This is a genomic window from Xanthobacteraceae bacterium, assembly GCA_019454205.1.
GTDB lineage: Bacteria > Pseudomonadota > Alphaproteobacteria > Rhizobiales > Xanthobacteraceae.
On sequence record CP075369.1, the window covers coordinates 3,057,815 to 3,079,506 of the forward strand.

Annotated in this window: 16 protein-coding genes; 6 read left to right on the forward strand and 10 right to left on the reverse strand. The window is 64.4% G+C overall.

Going from position 1 to position 21,692, the window contains the following annotated elements:
* Positions 1 to 19: 19 nt before the first annotated feature.
* Positions 20 to 1,054 (reverse strand): tryptophan--tRNA ligase, encoded by a 1,035-nt coding sequence (gene trpS, locus KF794_15505; protein QYK45120.1) that lies wholly within the window; start codon positions 1,052 to 1,054, stop codon positions 20 to 22.
* Between the two features lie 139 nt (positions 1,055 to 1,193).
* On the opposite strand from trpS, the gene KF794_15510 reads away from it, so the two are divergent.
* Entirely contained in the window at positions 1,194 to 2,195 is a 1,002-nt protein-coding gene (locus tag KF794_15510) for an adenosine kinase (protein ID QYK45121.1), read from the forward strand.
* A 118-nt stretch (positions 2,196 to 2,313) separates the two neighbouring features.
* On the opposite strand, the gene KF794_15515 is transcribed toward KF794_15510, so the two are convergent.
* Both KF794_15515 and KF794_15520 read right to left on the reverse strand, forming a co-directional pair.
* Complete coding sequence (locus KF794_15515) at positions 2,314 to 4,590, reverse strand: NADP-dependent malic enzyme (GenBank protein ID QYK45122.1); 2,277 nt, start codon at positions 4,588 to 4,590, stop codon at positions 2,314 to 2,316.
* Between the two features lie 97 nt (positions 4,591 to 4,687).
* A complete protein-coding gene (locus KF794_15520; protein ID QYK45123.1) occupies positions 4,688 to 5,905 on the reverse strand; it encodes a multidrug effflux MFS transporter in 1,218 nt (405 codons plus the stop codon).
* Between the two features lie 105 nt (positions 5,906 to 6,010).
* On the opposite strand from KF794_15520, the gene KF794_15525 reads away from it, so the two are divergent.
* From KF794_15525 to KF794_15535, 3 genes are all read left to right on the forward strand, one after another.
* Positions 6,011 to 6,586: a TetR/AcrR family transcriptional regulator gene (locus tag KF794_15525; protein ID QYK45124.1), complete on the forward strand. Its 576-nt coding sequence runs from the start codon at positions 6,011 to 6,013 to the stop codon at positions 6,584 to 6,586.
* A 52-nt stretch (positions 6,587 to 6,638) separates the two neighbouring features.
* Positions 6,639 to 9,362, forward strand: coding sequence for a DNA mismatch repair protein MutS (gene mutS / locus KF794_15530; protein QYK45125.1), 2,724 nt, complete (start codon positions 6,639 to 6,641; stop codon positions 9,360 to 9,362).
* A gap of 66 nt (positions 9,363 to 9,428) precedes the next feature.
* Complete coding sequence (locus KF794_15535) at positions 9,429 to 10,235, forward strand: 3-hydroxybutyrate dehydrogenase (GenBank protein QYK45126.1); 807 nt, start codon at positions 9,429 to 9,431, stop codon at positions 10,233 to 10,235.
* Positions 10,236 to 10,240: 5 nt separating this feature from the next.
* Here the strand turns inward: KF794_15535 and KF794_15540 are convergent, their stop codons facing one another.
* The 5 genes from KF794_15540 to KF794_15560 all read right to left on the reverse strand — a co-directional run bounded on the left by KF794_15540 (position 10,241) and on the right by KF794_15560 (position 14,281).
* A complete protein-coding gene (locus KF794_15540; protein ID QYK45127.1) occupies positions 10,241 to 11,032 on the reverse strand; it encodes a hypothetical protein in 792 nt (263 codons plus the stop codon).
* A gap of 86 nt (positions 11,033 to 11,118) precedes the next feature.
* Complete coding sequence (locus tag KF794_15545; GenBank protein ID QYK45128.1) at positions 11,119 to 11,625, reverse strand: OsmC family protein; 507 nt, start codon at positions 11,623 to 11,625, stop codon at positions 11,119 to 11,121.
* A 30-nt stretch (positions 11,626 to 11,655) separates the two neighbouring features.
* Positions 11,656 to 12,429 (reverse strand): ABC transporter ATP-binding protein, encoded by a 774-nt coding sequence (locus KF794_15550; protein QYK45129.1) that lies wholly within the window; start codon positions 12,427 to 12,429, stop codon positions 11,656 to 11,658.
* Between the two features lie 3 nt (positions 12,430 to 12,432).
* Positions 12,433 to 13,278: an ABC transporter permease gene (locus KF794_15555; protein QYK45130.1), complete on the reverse strand. Its 846-nt coding sequence runs from the start codon at positions 13,276 to 13,278 to the stop codon at positions 12,433 to 12,435.
* Positions 13,279 to 13,297: 19 nt separating this feature from the next.
* Positions 13,298 to 14,281 (reverse strand): aliphatic sulfonate ABC transporter substrate-binding protein, encoded by a 984-nt coding sequence (locus KF794_15560; protein QYK45131.1) that lies wholly within the window; start codon positions 14,279 to 14,281, stop codon positions 13,298 to 13,300.
* 168 nt (positions 14,282 to 14,449) lie between these two features.
* On the opposite strand from KF794_15560, the gene KF794_15565 reads away from it, so the two are divergent.
* Complete coding sequence (locus KF794_15565) at positions 14,450 to 17,260, forward strand: [protein-PII] uridylyltransferase (protein QYK45132.1); 2,811 nt, start codon at positions 14,450 to 14,452, stop codon at positions 17,258 to 17,260.
* Positions 17,261 to 17,362: 102 nt separating this feature from the next.
* Positions 17,363 to 19,453 (forward strand): penicillin-binding protein 1A, encoded by a 2,091-nt coding sequence (locus tag KF794_15570; GenBank protein ID QYK45133.1) that lies wholly within the window; start codon positions 17,363 to 17,365, stop codon positions 19,451 to 19,453.
* Here the strand turns inward: KF794_15570 and KF794_15575 are convergent.
* Both KF794_15575 and KF794_15580 read right to left on the reverse strand, forming a co-directional pair.
* Complete coding sequence (locus KF794_15575; protein QYK45134.1) at positions 19,450 to 20,196, reverse strand: M48 family metallopeptidase; 747 nt, start codon at positions 20,194 to 20,196, stop codon at positions 19,450 to 19,452. The two genes, KF794_15570 and KF794_15575, sit on opposite strands and share 4 nt — an antisense overlap.
* Before the next feature lie 73 nt (positions 20,197 to 20,269).
* On the reverse strand, positions 20,270 to 21,631 hold the full coding sequence (locus KF794_15580) for a polyhydroxyalkanoate depolymerase (protein QYK45135.1): 1,362 nt from the start codon (positions 21,629 to 21,631) through the stop codon (positions 20,270 to 20,272).
* Positions 21,632 to 21,692: the final 61 nt, after the last annotated feature.

The window sequence follows — 21,692 nt, forward strand, 5'->3', positions numbered from 1 at the left end:
CGGACCGGTTACGCCGTCCTTAGCCGACAAATCCGAGAATGGAGCGCACGCCCTTCATCGTTTCGGCGGCGACCGTCCGCGCACGCGCAGAACCGTCCGCCAGCACGCCGTCGATATAGGCGGGATCGGCGGTGAGTTTCTTCATCTCCGCGCCGATGGGGCCGAGTTTCGCGACCGCAAGTTCGGTGAGCGCTTCCTTGAACTTCGAGAATTGCGCGCCGCCGAATTCCTTCAGCACGTCTTCCGGCGTTTTATCCGCGAGCGCGGAGTAGATGCCGACGAGGTTGTCGGCTTCCGGCCGCGCTTCGAGTTCTTTCACGTCCGATGGCAACGGATGCGGGTCGGTCTTCGCCTTGCGCAGCTTCTGCGCGATTGCATCCGCGTCGTCGGTGAGGTTGATGCGCGAATTGTCGGAGGCATCCGACTTCGACATTTTCTTCGCGCCGTCGCGCAGCGACATGACGCGCGTCGCGGGACCGGAGATCAGCGGCTCCGTCATCGGGAAGAAAGCGTCGCCGAAACCGAGCGAGGCGATGCGCGCGGAGAAGTCGTTGTTGAACTTCTGTGCGATGTCGCGGCACAGTTCGAGGTGCTGCTTCTGGTCTTCGCCGACCGGAACATGCGTCGCGCGATAGACCAGAATGTCGGCCGCCATCAGCGCCGGGTAGGCGTAAAGGCCGACGGAAGCATTCTCGCGGTCCTTGCCCGCTTTTTCCTTGAACTGCGTCATGCGGTTCAACCAGCCGAGCCGCGCCACGCAGTTGAAGATCCACGCCAGCTCCGCGTGCGCCGCGACCTGGCTCTGGTTGAAGACGATATGTTTTTTCGGGTCGATGCCGCAGGCGAGGAATGCCGCCGTCACTTCGCGGATGTTGCGCGTCAGTTCTTCCGGCTCCTGCCAGACCGTGATGGCGTGCAGGTCGACCACGCAATAGATGCAGTCGTGCTTGTCCTGGAGTTCGACGAAGCGCTTGATCGCGCCGAGGTAGTTGCCGAGGTGCAGGTTGCCGGTCGGCTGCACGCCCGAGAAGACACGCGGGTGGAAGGCGGTCATCGGTCTGTTCCCTGATTTTGCGCAGCCTCATGCCATGTGCGCGCCGCCGGGCGCAAGCGGGGAGGGCCGGGCTGAAACGTGACGTTGCAGCCACCGCCCGCCTTTGCTACCCGGACCCCGGACAGAGGGGGCTTCTGCAATGGCGGCTACGAAATACGACGTGCTCGGCATCGGCAATGCCATCGTCGATGTGCTTTCCCACGCCGACGAGGATTTCCTGACGCGGCAGAAGATGCCGAAAGGCTCGATGTCGCTGATCGACGAGAGGCGCGCGGACGCCATTTATAATGCGATGGGTCCGGTGGTCGAATGTTCGGGCGGCTCGGCTGCGAACACCATCGTCGGCGTCGCCATGCTCGGCGGCAGCGCCGCCTTCATCGGCAAGGTGAAGGACGACGAACTGGGCCAGACTTTCGCGCGCGACATCCGCGCCTCCGGCGTTGCGTTCTCGACGCCGATGGCGACGCAGGGACCTGCCACCGCGCGCAGCTTCATCCTGGTGACGCCGGACGGTCAGCGCACCATGAACACGTATCTCGGCGCGGCACAGGATCTTACCCCCGACGATATTGCCGTCGACGAAGTGCGCTCTGCCAGCGTGCTGTATCTCGAAGGCTATCTCTGGGATCCGAAGCAGGCGAAGGCCGCTTTCGTGAAGGCCGCCGAAATTGCGCACGATAACGACCGCACGGTGGCGCTGACGTTGTCCGACGCTTTCTGCGTCGACCGCTACCGGAAAGAGTTTCTCGGTCTGCTTCGCAACAACACGGTGGATCTGCTGTTCGCGAACGAAGCGGAACTGAAATCGCTCTACGAAACCGGCGATTTCGACGCCGCCGTCACCGCGCTCCGCAAGGACGTGACCACCGCCGTGGTGACGCGCAGCGAGAAGGGCGCGATGGTGGTGACGCGCGAAGAAACCGAAACGGTGCCGGCATTCCCGATCGACCGCGTGGTGGATACGACCGGCGCGGGCGACCTGTTCGCAGCGGGATTCCTCTACGGCTTCTCGCAGCGCATGCCGCACGTCGCGTCGTTGCGGTTGGGCGCGTTGTGCGCGGCGGAGATCATCTCGCACATCGGCGCGCGGCCGGAGCGCAAATTGGTTGATCTCGCGAACGAGCACGGCTTGCTGCGTTAAAAATCAGCCTCATGGTGAGGAGCATCGCGAGGCGATGCGTCTCGAACCACGAGACCTCATCCTTCGAGACGCGGGTTGCGCCCGCTCCTCAGGATGAGGCCGATATTCTGAAAAGCGCCTAGCCGCTGACGTTGTATGCGGCAATCGCGGCCATGTTCATGAGGTCGGAGTCCTTCGCGGACAGCGGCACGATCTGCACGGAACGATCGAGTCCGACCAGCAGCGGGCCGATCACGGTTGCGCCGCCCATTTCCTGAAGCAGCTTGGTCGAGATCGATGCCGAATGGAACGCCGGCATCACCAGCACGTTGGCGGGGCCGGTGAGGCGGCTGAACGGATAGGCCGCTGCGAGTTCGCGGTTCAGCGCGACATCGGCTGCCATTTCGCCGTCCACCTCGAAATCGACGCGGCGGTCGTGCAGCAGCTTCACGGCGTCCTTCACATGCTGCGTGCGCTCTCCCGGGGGATGGCCGAAGCTGGAGAAAGCCAGCATCGCAACCCGCGGTTCGTAGCCGAGACGGCGCGCGACGCCCGCGGCTTCGACCGCGATTTCCGCGAGTTCTTCCGCGGTCGGCAGTTCGGTGACGGCGGTATCGGCGATCAGCACGGTGCGCCCGCGCGAGATCACGATCGAGACGCCGATCACGCGATGGCCCGGCTTCGGGTCGATCACGCGCTGCACGTCCTCCAGCACCACCGAATAGTTGCGCGTCACGCCCGACACCATCGCATCGACGTCGCCGAGCGCGACCATGCAGGCGGCGAAGTGGTTGCGGTCGTTGTTCACGAGCCGCAGGCAATCCCGGTAGAGATAGCCTTCGCGTTGCAGGCGCTCGTAGAGATAGTTGGCGTAATCGGTTGTGCGCTTCGAGAGCGCGGCGTTGTGAATCTCGACGCCTTCGGGCAGTTCGACGCCCGCGAGCTTCGCCGTGTTCTTCACGCGCTCCTCGCGGCCGACCAGCACCGAGGTGCCGAGGCCCCGCGAGGCGAAGCTGACCGCCGCGCGGATCACCTGCTCCTCTTCGCCTTCCGCGAACACGACACGCTTCGGCTGGCGGCGCAGGCGCTCGTAAACCCGCTGCAACACGCCCGCGATCGGATCGCGGCGATTGCGAAGCTGCTGCGCATAGGCCTCCATGTCGATGATCGGACGGCGCGCGACGCCGGTATCCATCGCCGCCTTCGCGACCGCCGGCGGCACATAGGAAATGAGCCGCGGGTCGAACGGCACCGGAATGATGTAGTCGGGACCGAATTTCGGCCGCTGGCCGTAGGCCGCCGCGACTTCGTCCGGCACGTCCTCGCGCGCGAGCTGCGCCAGTGCTTCCGCCGCCGCGATCTTCATTTCCATGTTGATCGTGGTCGCGCGCACGTCGAGCGCGCCGCGGAAGATGTACGGGAAGCCGAGCACGTTGTTGATCTGGTTCGGATAGTCGGAGCGGCCGGTCGCCATGATCGCGTCTTCTCGGATCTGCGCGACTTCCTCCGCCGAAATCTCCGGGTCCGGGTTGGCGAGCGCGAAGATGATCGGCTTGTCCGCCATCGACTTGATCATGTCGCCGGTGAAGGCGCCCTTGGCGGAAAGGCCGAGGCAGATGTCGGCGCCCTTGAAGGCGTCGGCCAGCGTGCGCGCCTTGGTGTCGGCGGCATGCGCCGACTTCCACTGGTTCATGCCCTCGGTGCGGCCCTTGTAGACCACGCCCTTGGTGTCGCAGAGGATGATGTTGTTGGGCTGCATGCCCATTGCCTTCAGCAACTCCACGGTCGCAATGCCGGAAGCGCCCGCGCCGTTCACGACCAGCTTCGCGGTCTTGATGTCACGCCCCGTGAGGTGCAGCGCATTCATGATGCCGGCCGCGGTGATGATCGCGGTGCCGTGCTGGTCGTCGTGAAACACGGGAATGTCGAGCATTTCGCGCAGGCGCTGCTCGATGATGAAACATTCCGGGGCTTTAATGTCTTCGAGGTTGATGCCGCCGAAGGTGAGGCCCAGCGGCTTCACCGCATTGATGAACTCGTCCGGGTCTTCGGTGCCCATTTCGATGTCGAAGGCGTCGATGTCGGCGAAGCGCTTGAACAGCACCGCCTTGCCTTCCATCACCGGCTTGGAGGCCAGCGCGCCGAGATTGCCGAGGCCGAGGATCGCGGTGCCGTTCGAGATCACGCCGACCAGGTTGCCCTTCGCGGTGTAATCGAAGGCGCGGCTCGGATCTTCGGCGATGGCGAGCACGGGTACAGCGACGCCGGGAGAATAAGCGAGCGAAAGGTCGCGTTGCGTCGCCATCGGCTTGGTGGCGACGACTTCGAGCTTTCCGGGGCGTCCGCCCGAGTGAAATTGCAGTGCTTCCTGATCGGTGAAGGTGGGCCGCGAACGGCGGCTCTTTTTGTCGGACATAGGCGCTCCCTAACCCCGGCTTCAGGCCGGGGGCGGGACCATAGACCCGTGACTGCTACAGGCTCAAGTCATTGCAGCAGAAGAAAAAAGGTGATGGCTAATCCGGCTGTACGCATTTTGCGCCTGCCAGCACGGCGATCAGGCCCAGAATCGCGGCGCCGAGCATGACCAGTGGCAGTCCCGGCAGCAGCGGGAGCGGCAGGAGACCGATCAGCACGGTGCCGAAAGCGCCGCCCGCCATCTGGAAAAAGCCGATCAGCGCGGAAGCCGCGCCCGCCTGTTCGGGAAACGGGCGCAGCGCGAACACGGTCGCGAGCGGGTTCACGACCCCCATGCCGTAGAGAAAGAACAGAAGCGTGCCGAGCACCGTATACATGCCGGGATTCCCCGCATGGGAAATCGCGAGCATCGCAGTCCCGCCGACGATCATCATCGCGAGGCCGAGGATGATGGGCTTGAAGCCCGGCCATTTCTTCGCGAGTCGCGGTGCGCTGAAGCCGCCTGCGAATACCGCGAACACGGTGAAGCACGGAATCAGCCCGAACAGCGCGGGCGATACGCCGTAGCGCTCGATGAAGATGCCCGGCGATGAGGCGAAGAAGGCGAACAGCCCCGCCATGGCGCAGGTGGTGGCGAGCGTCGGCACCATGAATTCGCGTTTCGCTAGCAGCATGAAATAGCTGCCGAAGGCCTGCGCCATGCTCGGCGCGGTTTCTCGGCTGTGATGCGTTTCCGGTACGCGCAGCCAGACCATCGCGGCGGCGAATATGCCGACCAGCGCCAGCAAAGCGAAGATCGCGCGCCAGCCGATGAATGTTTCGATCAGCCCGCCGATCAGAGGTGAGAAGCCGGGCGCAGCCGCGACCAGCGTGGTGATGAAGCCGAGCGAGCGCGTGAGTTCGTCGCCGGAGAAAAGATCGCGCGCGACCGCCCGTGCCAGCACCGAGCCGGTACACGCGCCCACCGCCTGCGCGACGCGCAGCGCCAGCATCCATTCGATGCTGACGGCAAGCGCGATCAGCGCGGCGGTGATGGCGTAAACCACCAGTCCGCCGATCAGGAGCGGACGGCGGCCGAATTTATCGGAGAGCGGCCCGATCACGAGTTGCCCGAACGCGAAGCCGAGCAGGAATACGGTGAGCGTCAGCTTCACCTGCGCGGGCGTCGCCGCGAGGTCGCGGCCGAGCGAGGGGAACGACGCGAGGTACATATTCGTCGCAAGCATGCCGAGCGCCGCGAGCAGCGTGAGGAAGAAGATCAACGGCTTGCCTTCCAGGCGCGCGGGCTTCGTAGCGACGGCGGCATCCATGCTCATGGGCTTTTCCTCTGCGTCTTCGGGCAATCCCACGGCCTCCTTGCCCTGTCAATAATTGGATGATAATCATCATCTATTCACGGGACGCATGGCTGAGGCCAAGGGATGCGCAATTCCAGAGAAACGGCGGCGAAAAATCGCGAGCGGATCGTGGCGGCCGCCGCGAAGCTGTTTCGCGAGCGCGGTATTGCTTCCGTTGGCGTCGCCGAATTGATGGAGGCCGCGGGCATGACCCACGGCGGCTTCTACAAGCACTTCGAATCGAAGGACGCGCTGGTCGCGGAAGCCTGCGCGTGGTCGTTCGGCGAGCCGGGCGGCGGTTTGCGTGCCGCCGCCGAAGCCGCGAAGCCCGGCGAAGAGCTGAAAGTCATCGTTGACCGTTATCTCTCGCGCAGTCATCGCGACAATCCGGGCAAAGGCTGCGCGGTTGCGGCACTCGGCAGCGAAGCGGCAAACCGCGAAAGCCCCGCGCGCGAGGCGGTTGCCGCGGGACGCGAGCGGCTCGTTTCGCTGGTCGCGCGCTATTTAAAGGGCGCGAACGCGAAAGAGCGGGCCAGCGCGTTCGTGGCGCTCATGGTGGGCGCGCTGGTTCATGCGCGGTTGGCCGATGGCGCAGGTTCCGACGCGGTGCTGCGGGCCGCGAAACGCGAGCTATATCAACGCATTGAAGAGCAGGGATAACCGTCTCTTTCGCCTGCAAGCGTGGGAAGTGCTCTGCTAGTCTGCCGCCGCAATGAACGATGCGGCTTCTTCCGGCACGAACGAAATATCCGCGGCGGACGCGCAACGCGTCACGCCGATGATGGAACAGTTCATCGAGATCAAGGCGGCCAATCCGGACTGCCTGCTGTTCTACCGGATGGGCGACTTCTACGAGTTGTTCTTCGAGGACGCCGAGAAGGCATCGCGCGCGCTCGGCATCGTGCTCACCAAGCGCGGCCGGCATCAGGGCCACGACATCCCGATGTGCGGCGTGCCGGTGGAACGCTCCGAGGAATACCTGCACCGCCTGATCGCGCAGGGTTTCCGTGTTGCCGTCTGCGAGCAGACCGAAGACCCGGCGGAAGCAAAGAAGCGCGGTGCGAAATCGGTGGTGAAGCGCGGCGTGGTGCGTCTCGTCACGCCCGGCACGCTGACCGAAGACGGCCTGCTCAACGCGAAGCGAAACAACTGGCTGATGGCGGTGACGCGCGCGAAACCCGCGACCGGCGAGGAAGCGATTTGCGGCCTTGCGTGGCTCGACATTTCCACGGGCGAGTTTCGCGTGGCCGAAATCGGGGAAGCGCAGCTCGCGGGCGAGATCGCGCGCATCGAGCCGGGCGAGATTCTCGTATCCGATTCGCTCTATGACGAACCCGAACTGAAAGCCTACTGGCGCTCGCTCAAGAACGTGACGCCGATGCCGAAGGAACTGTTCGATTCCACCAGCGCCGAACGGCGGCTGGCGGCGTTCTTCAATGTCGCGACATCCGACTCCTTCGGCGTGTTCTCGCGTCCCGAACTGGCCGTCGCCGCGGCCGCCGCGACCTATGTCGAGCGTACGCAGATCGGTTCGCGCCCCGCGCTCTCTCCGCCTGCGCGCGAACGCGCGGGCAGCGTCATGCAGATCGACGCCGCGACCCGCAACAATCTCGAATTGTTGCGGACACTTGGCGGCGAGACGCGCGGCTCGCTGCTCGCCTGTATCGACCGCACGGTGACGGCGGCGGGTGCGCGCAATCTCGCGCAGCGCCTCGCCAGCCCGCTTTGCGATGCGCGCGCGATCAATGCGCGCCTCGACGGTGTCGGCTTCTTCGTCGAGCACTGGACCGCGCGTGGCGAAATCCGCAAGGCGCTGCTCGAAGCGCCCGACCTGTCGCGCGCTTTGGCGCGCATCGCGCTCGAACGCGGCGGCCCGCGCGATCTCGCCGCCATCGGCCGCGCGCTCGGCATTGCGCTGGCGCTTTCGACGCTCCTGAAAAACATGCAGGACGTGCCGGAGGAAACGAAGCTCGCAGCGGAAGCGCTCGGCGCGTCCGACCGCGACCTGCGCGATGCCATCGCCGACGCGCTTGCCGACGATTTGCCTCACTCAAAACGCGACGGCGGGTTCGTGCGCGAAGGCTTCGATGCCGATCTCGATGCGGCGCGCGGCCTGCGCGACGAAGCACGCGGCATCATCGCAGGCCTGCAACAAAGCTATGCCGGCGAGACGCAGATCAAGGCGCTCAAGATCAAGTACAACAATGTACTCGGCTATTTCATCGAAGTGCCGAGCCAGCACGGCGAGCGCATGCTGAGCACGAAGATGCGCGAGCGCTTCATCCATCGCCAGTCGATGGCGGGTGCGATGCGCTTCTCCACCGCCGAACTGGGCGAACTGGAATCGCGCATTGCTTCCGCAGGCGACCGCGCGTTGCAGATGGAGCTTGCGATCTTCGAACGCCTCGCCGTGCAGGTGATGGCTGCGGCGACGCTCCTCGAAATGGTCGCGAACGCGCTCGCCGAAATCGACGCCGCTACCGCGCTCGCCGAACTCGCAGCCGAAGGAAGCTGGGTGCGGCCGGAGGTGGACGATTCGCTCCACTTTGAAATCGAAGGCGGGCGGCATCCCGTGGTCGAGGCCGCGTTGACGCATGATGGCGGGCCGTTCGTGCCGAACGGCTGTTCGCTCTCGCCGCCTGATGGTGCCGATGCCGGTGCGATCTGGCTCGTCACCGGCCCGAACATGGCGGGTAAATCCACGTTCCTTCGCCAGAACGCGATCCTCGCCATTCTCGCGCAGAGCGGTTCGTTCGTGCCCGCGAAGGCGGCGCATATCGGCGTGGTGGATCGTTTGTTCTCGCGCGTTGGCGCTGCGGACGACCTTGCGCGCGGCCGCTCGACCTTCATGGTCGAGATGGTGGAGACCGCCGCGATCCTGCATCAGGCGACGGCGCGCTCGCTCGTCATCCTCGACGAAATTGGGCGCGGCACCGCCACCTTCGACGGCCTCTCGATTGCATGGGCCACGCTCGAACACCTGCACGAAGTGAATAAGTGCCGCGGACTGTTTGCGACGCATTTTCACGAACTGACGGCGCTTGCCGCACGGCTTCCAAGACAGGTGAATGCGACGGTACGCGTCAAGGAATGGGAAAACGAAGTCATCTTTCTGCACGAAGTCGCGCGCGGCACGGCGGATCGCTCCTATGGCATTCAGGTCGCGAAGCTCGCGGGCTTGCCGCATGGCGTGATCGAACGCGCGCGCGTGGTGCTCGCCGAACTCGAATCCGAGCAGCGCTCCAAGCCACTGCAAGGCTTCGACGACCTGCCACTGTTCCAAAACATCAAGGCGCCGGTAGCGAAGACAGTGGCAGAAGACGGCAAGCCCGATCCGCTCGCCGCCGCGCTCGACGAAATCCATCCCGACGAGATGTCGCCCCGCGAGGCGATGGATGCGCTCTACCGGCTGAAAACGATTCTTCGCAACCGCTGATCGTCGTATTGCGCCCGTCGCATAATTGGATTGGGATGAACCTTCAGAGTTATTCGGGGTTTGGCGATGGGTCGCTATCTTGAAGGCCGCACGGCATTTGTAACGGGTTCGGCGCAGGGCATCGGGCTTGCCATCGCCAAAGCGCTCGCTTCCGCGGGCGCACGCATCGGCGTGCACGGACTGGCCACGCCGCAACAGGCTGCCGAAGCGCTCGCGGAAGTGAAGAACAGCGGCGCGCCGGAAGCGCGCTTCTTCGAAGGCGACCTGCGCAACCCGGCCGCGATCGAAGCCATGATGAAGGAAGTGATGGGCTGGGGCGGCCCCGACATTCTCGTCAACAATGCAGGCACGCAGCACACCGTGAGCCTCGCGGATGCGACGCGGCAGGTCTGGGACAGCATCATCGCGATAAATTTGTCCGCGGCCTTCGACACCATGCGCCTTGCACTGCCGGGTATGAAACAGCGCGGCTACGGCCGCGTCATCAACATCGCGTCCGTGCATGGCCTGGTCGCTTCCGTGAACAAGGCGCCTTACGTCGCTTCCAAATTCGGACTGGTCGGCATGACGCGCGTCGCCGCGCTCGAATATGCGACGGCGGGTTCGCGCGAAAGCGGCGGCATCACCGTGAACTGCATCTGCCCCGGCTTCATCGAGACCACGCTGATCGAGCCGCAGATTCTGGAGCGGGTCGCAAAACATGGCGGCGACCGCGCGGCCGGCATCGCGGATCTGCTCGGCGAAAAGCAGCCGAGCCTGCGTATGTCGCAGCCGGATGACATCGGCGCGCTTGCGCTGTGGCTGACGCATCCTGCCGCCCACAATCTCACCGGCGCGGCCATTCCCGTCGATGGCGGCTGGACCGCGCAGTAGCGCCGTTACGCTTTCCGTTTTCCGCGAAAGAAGAACACGCCGAGATTCCACGCGACCGTGATGCACAGCACCAGCGTGAGCGCCGCCGGTACGCCGAGCGGAATTGCCGAGACATGCAGCACATAGGCGGCGATGCCGAAGCCCATCAGGCCGGTGATCCCGTTCGCCATCACCGCGCTGCAGGCGGGGCCGCCGTAGCGCGGATGCAGAATGAGCATCATGCTGGTGAAGACGATGGGGAATGCCGCGAGTGCGCCGGTCGCCAGCGGCCCCATTGCGCTGTGCAGGGCGAGGATGATGCCGACCAGCGTGCCGACGAGGCCGGCGCGGAACACGAAGTCGTACCAGCGCAGTTTGATCTTCGGCATCCGCACGTCGCGATAGCGCCGCACCAGAAAAAAGCAGATACCAAACACGGCGACATTCAGCGCCGCCGCGCCCAAACCCGTCCGCACGAAGTGCGAGAATAAGAACAAAGAGCCGAGCCAGAGCACGATCGCCGACGGTACGCAGACGATGAACGGATGCCGTTGCGAGAGCAGCACGTAGGTCGTGGCGTAGATTGCGGTGGCGGCATTGAGCAACAGGCTGCCGAGCGCGCTCTGCGCGATGAACGCTGCGTCCTGTTCGAACGCGAGGAAGAAATAGGCTGGGCCTGCCGAAACCGGCAAGGTCGCGATCAGCGCGCCGACCAGCGGCCCGGCGCGTTCGGCTGCAATCGTCGCCGCAAGCACGACGGAAGCGGCGAGGATCATCTTCGCCGCCACCGCCAGCCAGAACATCAGATCGGGAGACATGAAAACTTCTACGCGCTCATAACTTGCGCGAATGGCGAAAGCGCCAGACGCGCTTCATGCGCGGCAAACGCCTGCGAAAGAAAAGTCTAGGTGTTGTGAAGCGAAACGTCGACCTTCGGTCCGGCCTTGATGGTCTGGTAGACCACACAATAGCGTTCGGTGAGTTTCAGAAGCTGGTCCAGCTTTTCCTGCGGCGCGTCGGTCTGCACGTCGAAGCGCAGGCGAATTTCGCGGAAGCCTACCGGCGCGTCCTTTGCGACGCCGAGCGTGCCGCGGAAATCAAGATCGCCTTCTGCCGAGACTTTGCCCGATTTCAGGGGAATCTCGATTGCGGTCGCGACCGCTTTCAGTGTCACGCCCGCGCAGGCGACGAGCGCTTCCAGCAGCATGTCGCCGGAGCAAAGCTCGCGGCCGGAGCCACCGGTGGCCGGATGCAGGCCCGCAATTTCCAGCGCGCGGCCGGTCTGCACCTTGCACGCGATGCCGTCGTCGAGCGTACCGTTCGCCTTCAGCGTGATGACCGCCGCATTCGGATCGGTCTTGTACTTTTCCTTGATCGGCGCCTGTAGCGAGCGAAGTTCGGATGCATCCATGATCGTCCTCCGGAATTCCCGCGCCTTATGTCAGATTGCAGCAGCGGGGGCCAGTTCTTCTCCGGGCGCGCGAATTCGCAGCGACTGGTCGAGGGCATGAAGGATCTTGCGCTTCGCAGCCTCCACGTCCGCGCCGTAGCGGTCGCGCGGATGCGGGAGGTTCAGATCGAATTGCGCGGAGATGCGCCCCGGCTTGGGCTGCATCACCACCACGCGGTCGGCGAGCACGGCGGCTTCCTCGACATCATGCGTGACGAGAATGAGCGTCGGCTTGTAGGCACGCCACAGATCGAGCACATGCTGGTGCAGGCTTGCGCGGGTGAATGCATCGAGCGCCGAGAACGGCTCGTCGAGCAGCAGCACCTTCACGCGCGGCGCGAGCGCGCGAGCGATAGCGACGCGCTGCGCCTGTCCGCCGGAGAGTTCGCGCGGCCAGCGGTCCGCATAATCGCTGAGGCCGACGCGCAGCAATACTTCGCCGACGATTGCTTCGCGTTTCCCGCGCGGCAGATGCGAAAGGCCGAAGCCCACGTTCTGCGCGACGGTGAGCCACGGCAGCAGCCTCGGCTCCTGAAAGATCAGGCCGACACATTCGTGCGGTGCGAGGATCGTCTCGCCGTCGAGTTCGACGCGCCCTTTCGTCGCCGGATCTAGACCTGCGATCAGGCGCAGCAACGTGCTCTTGCCGCAGCCGGAGCCGCCGACCACCGCGACGATCTCGCCTTGCTTCACGTCGAGCGAGATGCGGTCCAGCGCGCGCACGCCGTTGGGGTAGATTTTATCGACCGAGCGGACGTTCAGCATGGTTCAGCCCTTCGGCGCGAAAGAGTCTTGCCAGGTCAGGAAAGGCTTCGATGCCGTGGCGAGCAAGCCGTCGGTAATCTTGCCGAGCACGGCGAAGGTGAGGATCGCCGCGAGAATCTGATCCGGCTTGCCGAGTTGCTGGCCGTCGGTGAGCAGATAGCCGAGACCTTCGCTCGCGCCCATGAATTCGGCGGCGACGACGAACATCCAGCCGAGGCCGAGGCCCTGCCGTAGCGAAACGATATAGGCGGGCAGGATCGCGGGCAGCAGAATCCGCCGCACCAGCGCGGGCGTCGAGAGCCGGAAGATGCGGCCGACTTCCACGGTCTTACGATCCACGGCGGAAATCGCGCCGAGCACGCCGAGATAGACCGGGAAGAAGCAGCCGACTGCGATCAGCGCGATCTTCGACTGCTCGTAGATTCCGAACCAGAGAATAAAGAGTGGCACCCATGCGATCGACGGCACCGAGCGTAGGCCCTGCAACGAAGGATCGACCACGTCGCGGGACAGGCGCGACGCGCCTGCAATCGCGCCGACGATGGTGCCGGTAACGGTGCCGAGTGCGAAGCCCGCGCCGACACGGCCGAGCGTAGCCACGATGTGACGCCAGAGTTCGCCGCTGATCGCGAGTTCATAAAGTGTCGCGAACAGGCGGCTCGGTGGCGGCATCAGGCGGCCCTGTGCCCAACCCGCGCGGATCGCGATTTCCCACCCCAGCGCAAGCGCGACCGGCAGTGCGAATCCAAGAAGAAAGCGAAACCGCGCCCATACCGGCTTCGGCCTGGAAACGGGAGACGCCGCCTCGACGGCGGCGTCTCGTTGTTGAATGGCGTCCATGACGCTCATGGTTTACCGCGCTTGTGGCTTAGTTCGAAAGCGACGCGTTGAAGCGGTCGTCGATCAGTTCGTTGACGACCTTCTCGACGTTCACCTTGGCGTCGATCACGCCCGCGTTCTGGAGCGCAATACCGGCGGCGAGGATGGAAGCACGCTGCGGCTGGCCGATCACGCTATGCGTGAGTTCGGTGCGCTCTTTGAGCTGCTTCTCGGCGACGTTTTCCGGAATCTTCGCGGCCTGTGCGAGCAGCTTGGTGACTTCGGCCGGGTTCGCCAGCGACCAGCGGCGTGCCTGCTCGTAGGTTTTCAGCACGCGCTCGACCAGCTTCGGGTTCGCTTTCGCGAATTCCTCGCGCACGTTGAGGATGCCCCAGGTATTCGCTTCGGGCTTGCGGAAGAACAGCTTCGCGCCGTCGTCGATTTCGGCGGCCGCCATCATCGGGTCGAGGCCGGCCCATGCATCGACATCGCCGCGGATCAGGGCGAGGCGGCCGTCGGCGTGCTGCAACAGCACGAAACGCACGTCCTTATCGGTGAGGCCGTTATCGGCAAGCGCGCGCACTAGGAAGATGTGCGGGTCGGTGCCGCGGGTGACCGCCACGGTCTTGCCCTTCAGGTCCTTGACCGACTTGATGTCGGACTTCGGCCCGGTGACGAGCGCGGTCCATTCCGGACGCGAGTAGACGTAGATCGATTTGATCGGGTTGCCGTTGATGCGCGCGACCAGCGCGGCCGAGCCAGCGGTCGAGCCGAAGTCGATGGACCCGGCATTCAGGAATTCGAGCGCCTTGTTCGAACCGGCTGACTGCACCCAGCGGATCTTGATGCCGTCCTTCTCGAACTCTTTTTCCAGCAGGCCCTGCTGGCGAAGCACGATCGAGACCGGGTTGTAGGTCGCCCAGTCGATGCGGATTTCGGTCACCTGCTGCGCGCGCGAAGCGCCTGCGGTGAGCGTTACGGCGGCGAGCGCGGCGAGCGCGGCGCGGCCGAGATGGCGAAGTTGGAAGCGCATGATTACCCCTGCAAAAAAACGTGAATTTCGTGGGGTACACTCATTCATACGTGGATTATCTGTCAATAGAAAAATAGAACAAAATATATCTGTATTATAAAGGTCATATTCCATGACGTTGCAGAGGAGATAAGGTATTTCCCGCACAGGGTTATTCGTTTTCCGCCAATGTCGCGCTCACCAAGACGCCGCCGCCGGGCCAAGCCCGGAGCCGCGGACCTCATCAATGTTGCGAAGCTGCGTGCTGAGCTGGCCAAGCTCAGCGAACAGCATCAGGGCCGTGCCGCGGACATTCGCGTCGCGCTGACGCAACGGCTGAAAACTGCGCTGACCGAAGGCCGCGAGCTGGCCGAGAAAAAACTCCTCGGCGGTCTGGCGGGCCGCGGCTGCGCCGAAGCGCTGTCGCGCTTGATGGATACGATCATCACGCTCGCCTACGAAGTCGCGGCGGAGCAACTTTACCGCTCGGAAAATCCTTCGACCGCCGAGCGCATGACGGTTGTCGCGGTCGGCGGATATGGCCGCGGCTTGCTTGCGCCCGGCTCCGACATCGATCTGCTTTTTCTTCTTCCGTACAAACAGACCGCATGGGGCGAGAGCGTCGCAGAAGCGATCCTCTACGCGCTCTGGGACATGGGCCTCAAAGTTGGCCACGCCACGCGTTCGGTGGACGAGTGCATTCGGCAGGGCCGCGCCGACATGACGATCCGCACCGCACTGCTGGAAGCGCGGCGGCTGGTCGGCGACGAAAAGCTGTTCGACGAATTCCAGATACGCTTCGACAAGGAAGTGGTGCAGGGCACCGCGGCCGAATTCGTCGCGGCGAAACTCGCCGAGCGTGACGAGCGCCACAAGCGCGCTGGCCAGTCGCGCTATCTGGTCGAGCCGAACGTGAAGGAAGGCAAGGGCGGGTTGCGCGACCTGCACACGCTGAACTGGATCGGCAAATACGTCTATCGCGTGCGCGACGTGGAAGAACTGGTCGGCAAGGGCCTGTTCACGAAGGCGGAGCGCGCGCTGTTCCGCCGCTGCGCGGATTTCCTGTGGGCGGTACGCTGTCACTTGCATTTTCTTACCGGACGCGCGGAAGAACGGCTTTCGTTCGAGGTGCAGCATGAAATGGCGCTGCGCCTCGGCTACACCGATCATCCGGGCCAGCGCGACGTCGAACGCTTCATGAAGCATTACTTCCTGATCGCGAAGGATGTCGGCGACCTCACTGCCATCGTCTGCGCGGAGCTGGAGGAGATCCACGCGAAAAGCGCGCCCGCGCTGACCCGCGTGATCTCGCGCTTCGCGCGCCGCAAGCGCAGGCCCGTGAAGGATTATCCGGATTTCGTCATCGACAACGAGCGCGTCAGCGTCGCGAACGACAAGGTGTTCCAGAGGGACCCGGTCAATTTCCTGCGCATGTTCCACATCGCGGACCAGCACGATCTGGATTTCCACCCGGACGCGTTGCGCCTCGCGCGGCGCTCGCTGAAACTGATCGACGGCGCGCTCCGCGAAGACCCGGACGCGAATACGCTGTTTCGCGAGATCGTTGCCTCGAAGCACGCGCCGGAAATCGTGCTGCGCAAGATGAACGAAGCCGGCGTGCTCGGCCGCTTTGTGCCGGAATTCGGCCATGTCGTCGCGATGATGCAGTTCAACCTCTACCACCACTACACGGTGGACGAGCACCTGATCCGCTGCATCGGCGTGCTGTCCGAGATCGAGCGCGGCACCAATCCCGAATACGGCCTCGCCAACGAACTGATGAAGACCATCAAGAACCGCGAGCTGCTCTATATCGCGCTGTTCCTGCATGACATCGCGAAGGGCCGCCCCGAAGACCATTCGATCATGGGCGCGAAGATCGCGCGCCGCTTCTGCCCGCGCATCGGCCTGTCGCAGGCCGACACCGAGACGATTGCGTGGCTGATCGAGCAGCATCTCACCATGTCCACCATCGCGCAGTCGCGCGACCTGTCGGACCGCAAGACCGTCGAGGGTTTCGCCGCCATCGTGCAGAACCTCGAACGCCTGAAGATGCTGCTTATCCTCACCACCGCCGACATTCGCGCAGTCGGCCCCGGCGTGTGGAACGGCTGGAAGGCGCAACTATTGCGTACGCTCTACTACGAAACCGAGCCGGTGCTGACCGGCGGCTATTCGGAAGTGAACCGCTCGCGCCGCGTGGAAATGGCGCAGGCCGAATTCCGCGAGGCGATGGGCGACTGGAGCAAGGACGAACTCGACCGCTATGTGCAGCGTCACTATCAGCCGTATTGGCTGAAGACGGATTTGCAGCACAAGATCGAGCACGCGCGTTTCATCAGGAGCACCGAGCAGGGCGGCAAGGCGGTCGCGACCAAGGTGCGGACCGATCCCTCGCGCGGCGTAACCGAACTGACGCTGCTGACCCCAGACCACCCGCGCCTGCTGTCCGTGATCGCGGGCGCGTGCGCGGCGGCCGGCGCGAACATCGTGGACGCACAGATTTTCACGACCACCGACGGCCTTGCGCTCGATTCCATCTCCGTCACGCGCGAGTTCGATCTGGACGAGGACGAACTGCGCCGCGCAAACCGCATCGCGGACGGCATCGAGCAGGCGCTGCGGGGCGAGATGCGTTTGCCGGACATTGTCGAGAAACGCGCACCGAAGACGCGCTCCCGCGCGTTCCGCCTAGAGCCGGAAGTTTCCATCAACAACGAGTGGTCGGATCAGCACACCGTGATCGAGGTCAATGGCCTCGACCGGCCGGGCCTGCTGTTCGATCTCACCAACACGATCTCGCGGCTGAACCTGAACATCGTCTCCGCGCACGTCGCCACCTTCGGCGAGCGGGTGGTGGACGTCTTTTATGTGAACGACCTCATGGGCGCGAAAATCGAGTCGCCCCAGCGGCAGGCCTCGATCAAGCGGGCGCTGCTCGCGGTGTTCGAGCGCGCCGCGGCCGAAGAAAAGCCCCGCAAGGCGGCGGCTGCGCGCTAGGCGCGAAAGCACCGCGGTCGCGGCTTAACTTCGCCTTAAACGCAGGCATTTAGGAGTCTTTAACCGCGCCGTTCCGGGAGCGCGGCCGAGAGACACATATATATGGGCTGGCTGCGCCCGAAACGCCGCGAACCTTCGATGCGAGACCGCTCCGCGCGGCTCGACGTGCGCCTCGATGCGCGCGACCGCGCCGGCGGTTACGACGACGAGCGCCGCCCGCGCGGATCGCGTCCGCGCAAAAGCCGCGGCAAGGCGCGCCGCAAGCGCAGCTTCTTCGGGCGCCTGGTCCGCTTCACGTTCATCGCCGGGCTGTGGTGCTTCCTCGCGCTCAGCGCGCTGATCGCATGGCAGTTCACCAAGCTGCCGCCGATCCAGACGCTGGTCGTGCCGAAGCGTCCGCCGACGATCACGATTCTCGGCACCGACAACAAGCCGATCGCCGTGCGCGGCGAAATGGGCGGCACCGCCGTTCCACTGGCCGCGCTGCCGAAATATTTGCCGGAAGCCTTCGTCGCTATCGAGGACCGCCGCTTTCATTATCACTTCGGCATCGACCCGATCGGCGTGGCGCGCGCGGTGTTCGTGAACCTGAGCCGCGGCCGCTTGCGCGAAGGCGGCTCGACGCTGACGCAGCAGCTCGCAAAGAACCTGTTCCTCACGCAGGATCGCACGTTAGAGCGCAAATTGCAGGAAGTGATCCTCGCGGTCTGGCTCGAAGTGAAATACTCGAAGGCGCAGATCCTCGAGCTTTATCTGAACCGCGTTTACTTCGGCGCAGGCGCTTACGGCGTCGAGGCGGCGGCGCAGCGCTATTTCGGAAAATCCGCGCGCGCGCTCACGCTCTCCGAAGCGGCCGTGCTGGCGGGTCTGGTGCGCTCGCCCACGCGGCTCGCGCCGACGCGCAATCCGGAAGCCGCGCAACAGCGCGCGCTCCTCGTCCTCGCGGCGATGGAAGAAGCGGGCTTCATCACCCGCGAAATGGTGGCGACCGCGCGCACGCGCCCCGCGAAGGTCGCGCGCAGCACTGCGCCCGGCTCGAACGGCTACGTCGCCGACTGGGTGATGGATGCGCTCAACGATTACATCGGCCAGTACGAAACCGATGTTACCGTCGTCACGACCATCGACCCGGCGTTGCAGGCAGCGGCCGAACGCGCGTTGACGGAAGAGTTGAACAAGAACGGCGAGAAGTACGGCGTTTCGCAAGGCGCCATCGTTGTGATGGATACCAACGGCGCGGTGCGCGCGCTGGTCGGCGGCGCGAATTATTCCGAGAGCCAGTTCAACCGCGCGATTTCCGCGAAGCGCCAGCCCGGCTCGGCGTTCAAGCCGTTCGTCTACCTGACCGCGCTGGAGCGCGGACTTACGCCCGACACAGTGCGCGACGACGCGCCGATCTCGGTGCGCAACTGGCGGCCGGAAAACTTCACCGGCCAGTATTACGGGCCGGTTTCGCTCACCACCGCGCTCTCGATGTCGCTGAACACGGTTGCCGTGCGGCTCGCCATCGAAGTCGGGCCGGCAGCGGTCGTGAAAACCGCACGCCGCCTCGGCATCTATTCCGATCTGCAAGCGAATGCTTCGCTCGCGCTCGGCACTTCGGAAGTGACGTTGCTGGAACTGACCGGCGCGTATGCACCCTTCGCGAATGGCGGCATCGGCGTGCTGCCGCATACGATCTCGCAGGTGCGCGACGCGAAAGGAAAGATTCTCTATTCGCGCTCGCAGCCCGGCTTCGGCAGCGTGATCGCGCCGCCCCATGTCGCGCAGATGAACCGCATGATGGAAGAAACGCTGCTCACCGGCACCGCGCGCCGCGCGCAGATTCCCGGCTGGCGCGCGGGCGGCAAGACCGGAACCAGTCAGGATTATCGCGACGCTTGGTTCGTCGGCTATACCGGCGCGCTGATCGCGGGCGTCTGGCTCGGCAACGACGATTCCTCGCCGACGAAGAAGGCGTCGGGCGGCAACCTGCCAGTCGAAATCTGGAACCGCGTGATGCGCGTGGCGCACCAGAACCTGCAGCCGGTCGATCTGCCGGGTTCGGATTACGCACCGCCGCGCAATGACGGCCCATTATATCCGCCGGGTGTTGTGCGGGATGACCGCTATCCGCAGCCGCCGGAGCGGCAGGCCGAGCGCGGTATCGACAACTGGCTGCTGGATCGCCTGTTCGGAACCCGCCGCAACTAGCCGTACCTGTGCAGCGATTTTCCTTCGCGCGTGAGCCATGCTTCCGCGCGCTTCGCTTCGGGGCACATCCTGTAGAGCAGGTTCCAGAACCGCTCCGAGTGATTCAGTTCGCGCCGGTGCGCCACTTCATGCGCGGCGAGATAATCGAGCACATAATCGGGCGCGAGGATCAGCCGCCACGAATAGGAAATCGCACCGCTTTCCGAACAAGAACCCCAGCGCGAAGTGCTGTCGCGCAACCCGATGCGGGAAACCGTCACGCCCAGCATGCCCGCGTATTTCCGCGTCGCCGCCGTGAGCGCGACCTTGGCTTCGCGCTTCAGGAAATCTCGGACGCGGCGCGAAACGTGCTCGCTTTTCCCGGCGACGCAAAGCATCGCGCCGTTTTCTTCCGAATGTTCGAGCCACGCGGTGCCGCGCGCATGCGGCCGGTGCACGATGCGGTACGCAATGCCGCGCACGGGAAGCGTCTCTCCATCCGCGAACGGCACGCGCCCCGGAAGCTGCGCCAGCTTCGACGCGATCCATGCGGTGTGCTTTTCGGCGAAACGGTGTGCCTCGCGGATGCTGCCGCGCGCCGGCATGGTGAGCACCACGTCGCGCTTCGCATCACGCACGCGCAGCGTATAGCGCCGCGCGCGGGGGTTCCGCATGACCGCGATGTCGAATTGCTGCTCGCCGAGCGCAAGCGTTATGCGTTCGTCGGCCTGCGGCGCCTGTTTGAGAAAATCGAGAATCCGCATCAATCGAACCGATTCGTCCCGCTGCCATGAAGGCAAAACGGAACGGCGGAATTAGGCAAGCCCGGATTTCGCGCTACGCGGGAACGCGCGGCTTGGCGGTACGCGCGGCGGCAGAAACGCTGGAGCCGTCGGCATAGCCGTTGTTATTCGACAGCACGAAATCCGCGATGCGCGGCGCGATCTCGGCCCGGAACCGCGAGCCGTTGAACACGCCGTAATGCCCGACCTTGGGCTGGACATAATGGACCTTCTTGTCCGCCGGGATGTTCTTGCAGAGGTCGTGGGTCGCCTGCGTCTGGCCGACGCCGGAAATGTCGTCGTTCTCGCCCTCGACCGTGAGCAGCGCTGTGCGCCGGATCAGCGAAGGATCGACCGGCTTGTCGCGATGCTTGAAGGTGCCGTTCGGCAGGTCGTGGCGGACGAAGACCTTCTCCACCGTCTGCAAATAAAACTCGGCGGTGAGGTCCATCACCGCGAGATATTCGTCGTAGAATTCCTGATGCTTCTTCGCGGAATCGCCGTCGCCTTCGACGAGGTTGTTGAACAGCGCGCGGTGCGCATCGACGTGGCGGTCGAGGTTCATGCCGATGAAGCCGCCGAGTTGCAGGAAGCCCGGATAGACTTCGCGCATGAAGCCCGGATGCGGGAACGGCACCTTGGCGATGACGCGGGTGCGGAACCAGTCCATGCCTTTTTCTTCGGCCAGCTTGTTGACCGCGGTCGGATTCCGGCGCGTGTCGATCGGTCCGCCCATCAATGTCATCGAGAACGGAACGTAGGGATCGTTCTCCGCTTCCATGCGCGCGACCGCGGCCAGCACCGGCACGGAGGGCTGGCACACCGCGATTGCGTGCGCGCCGATGCCGAGCCAGTGGAACATGCTGATGACGTAATCGATGTAATCGTCGAGATCGAACGGGCCTTCGTCGAGCGGCACCATGCGCGCATCGACCCAGTCGGTGATGTAGACGTCATGGTTCGGCAGGAAGGCTTCGACCGTGCCGCGCAGCAGCGTCGCGTAATGGCCGGACATCGGCGCGACGATCAGCAGCTTCGGCTGCGGACGTTTCGGCGAAACCGCGAACTGCCGCTCGAAATGCAGGAGGTTGCAGAACGGCCGCTTCCATACGGTGCGGATCGTGACCGGCACGCGCTCGCCGCCGACCAGCGTCGAGTCGATATGCCATTCCGGCTTGCCGTAGCGGCGCGTGGTGCGCTCGAACATTTCCGCCGTGGCGGCGATGGTCTTGCCGAAGTGGGTCTGCGAAAGCGGGTTGAGAGGGTTCTTAAAATAGAGTCGCGTCGCGTCGGCGAGTGCGCGCGAAGGGTTCAGCGCGGCCTGACCCCATTCGTAGAACCAGTAGAGCGGCGTGGAGAGGACCGGCCCCGACTGTTCGGGGACTTCCGGCGGGCGGCCAAATTCACCAATCGGCATCGAGTTTTCAGTTCGCTCGAAGCCGCGTGGTTAACGCGCGAGCGGGCCTCTGTTGCGGTGC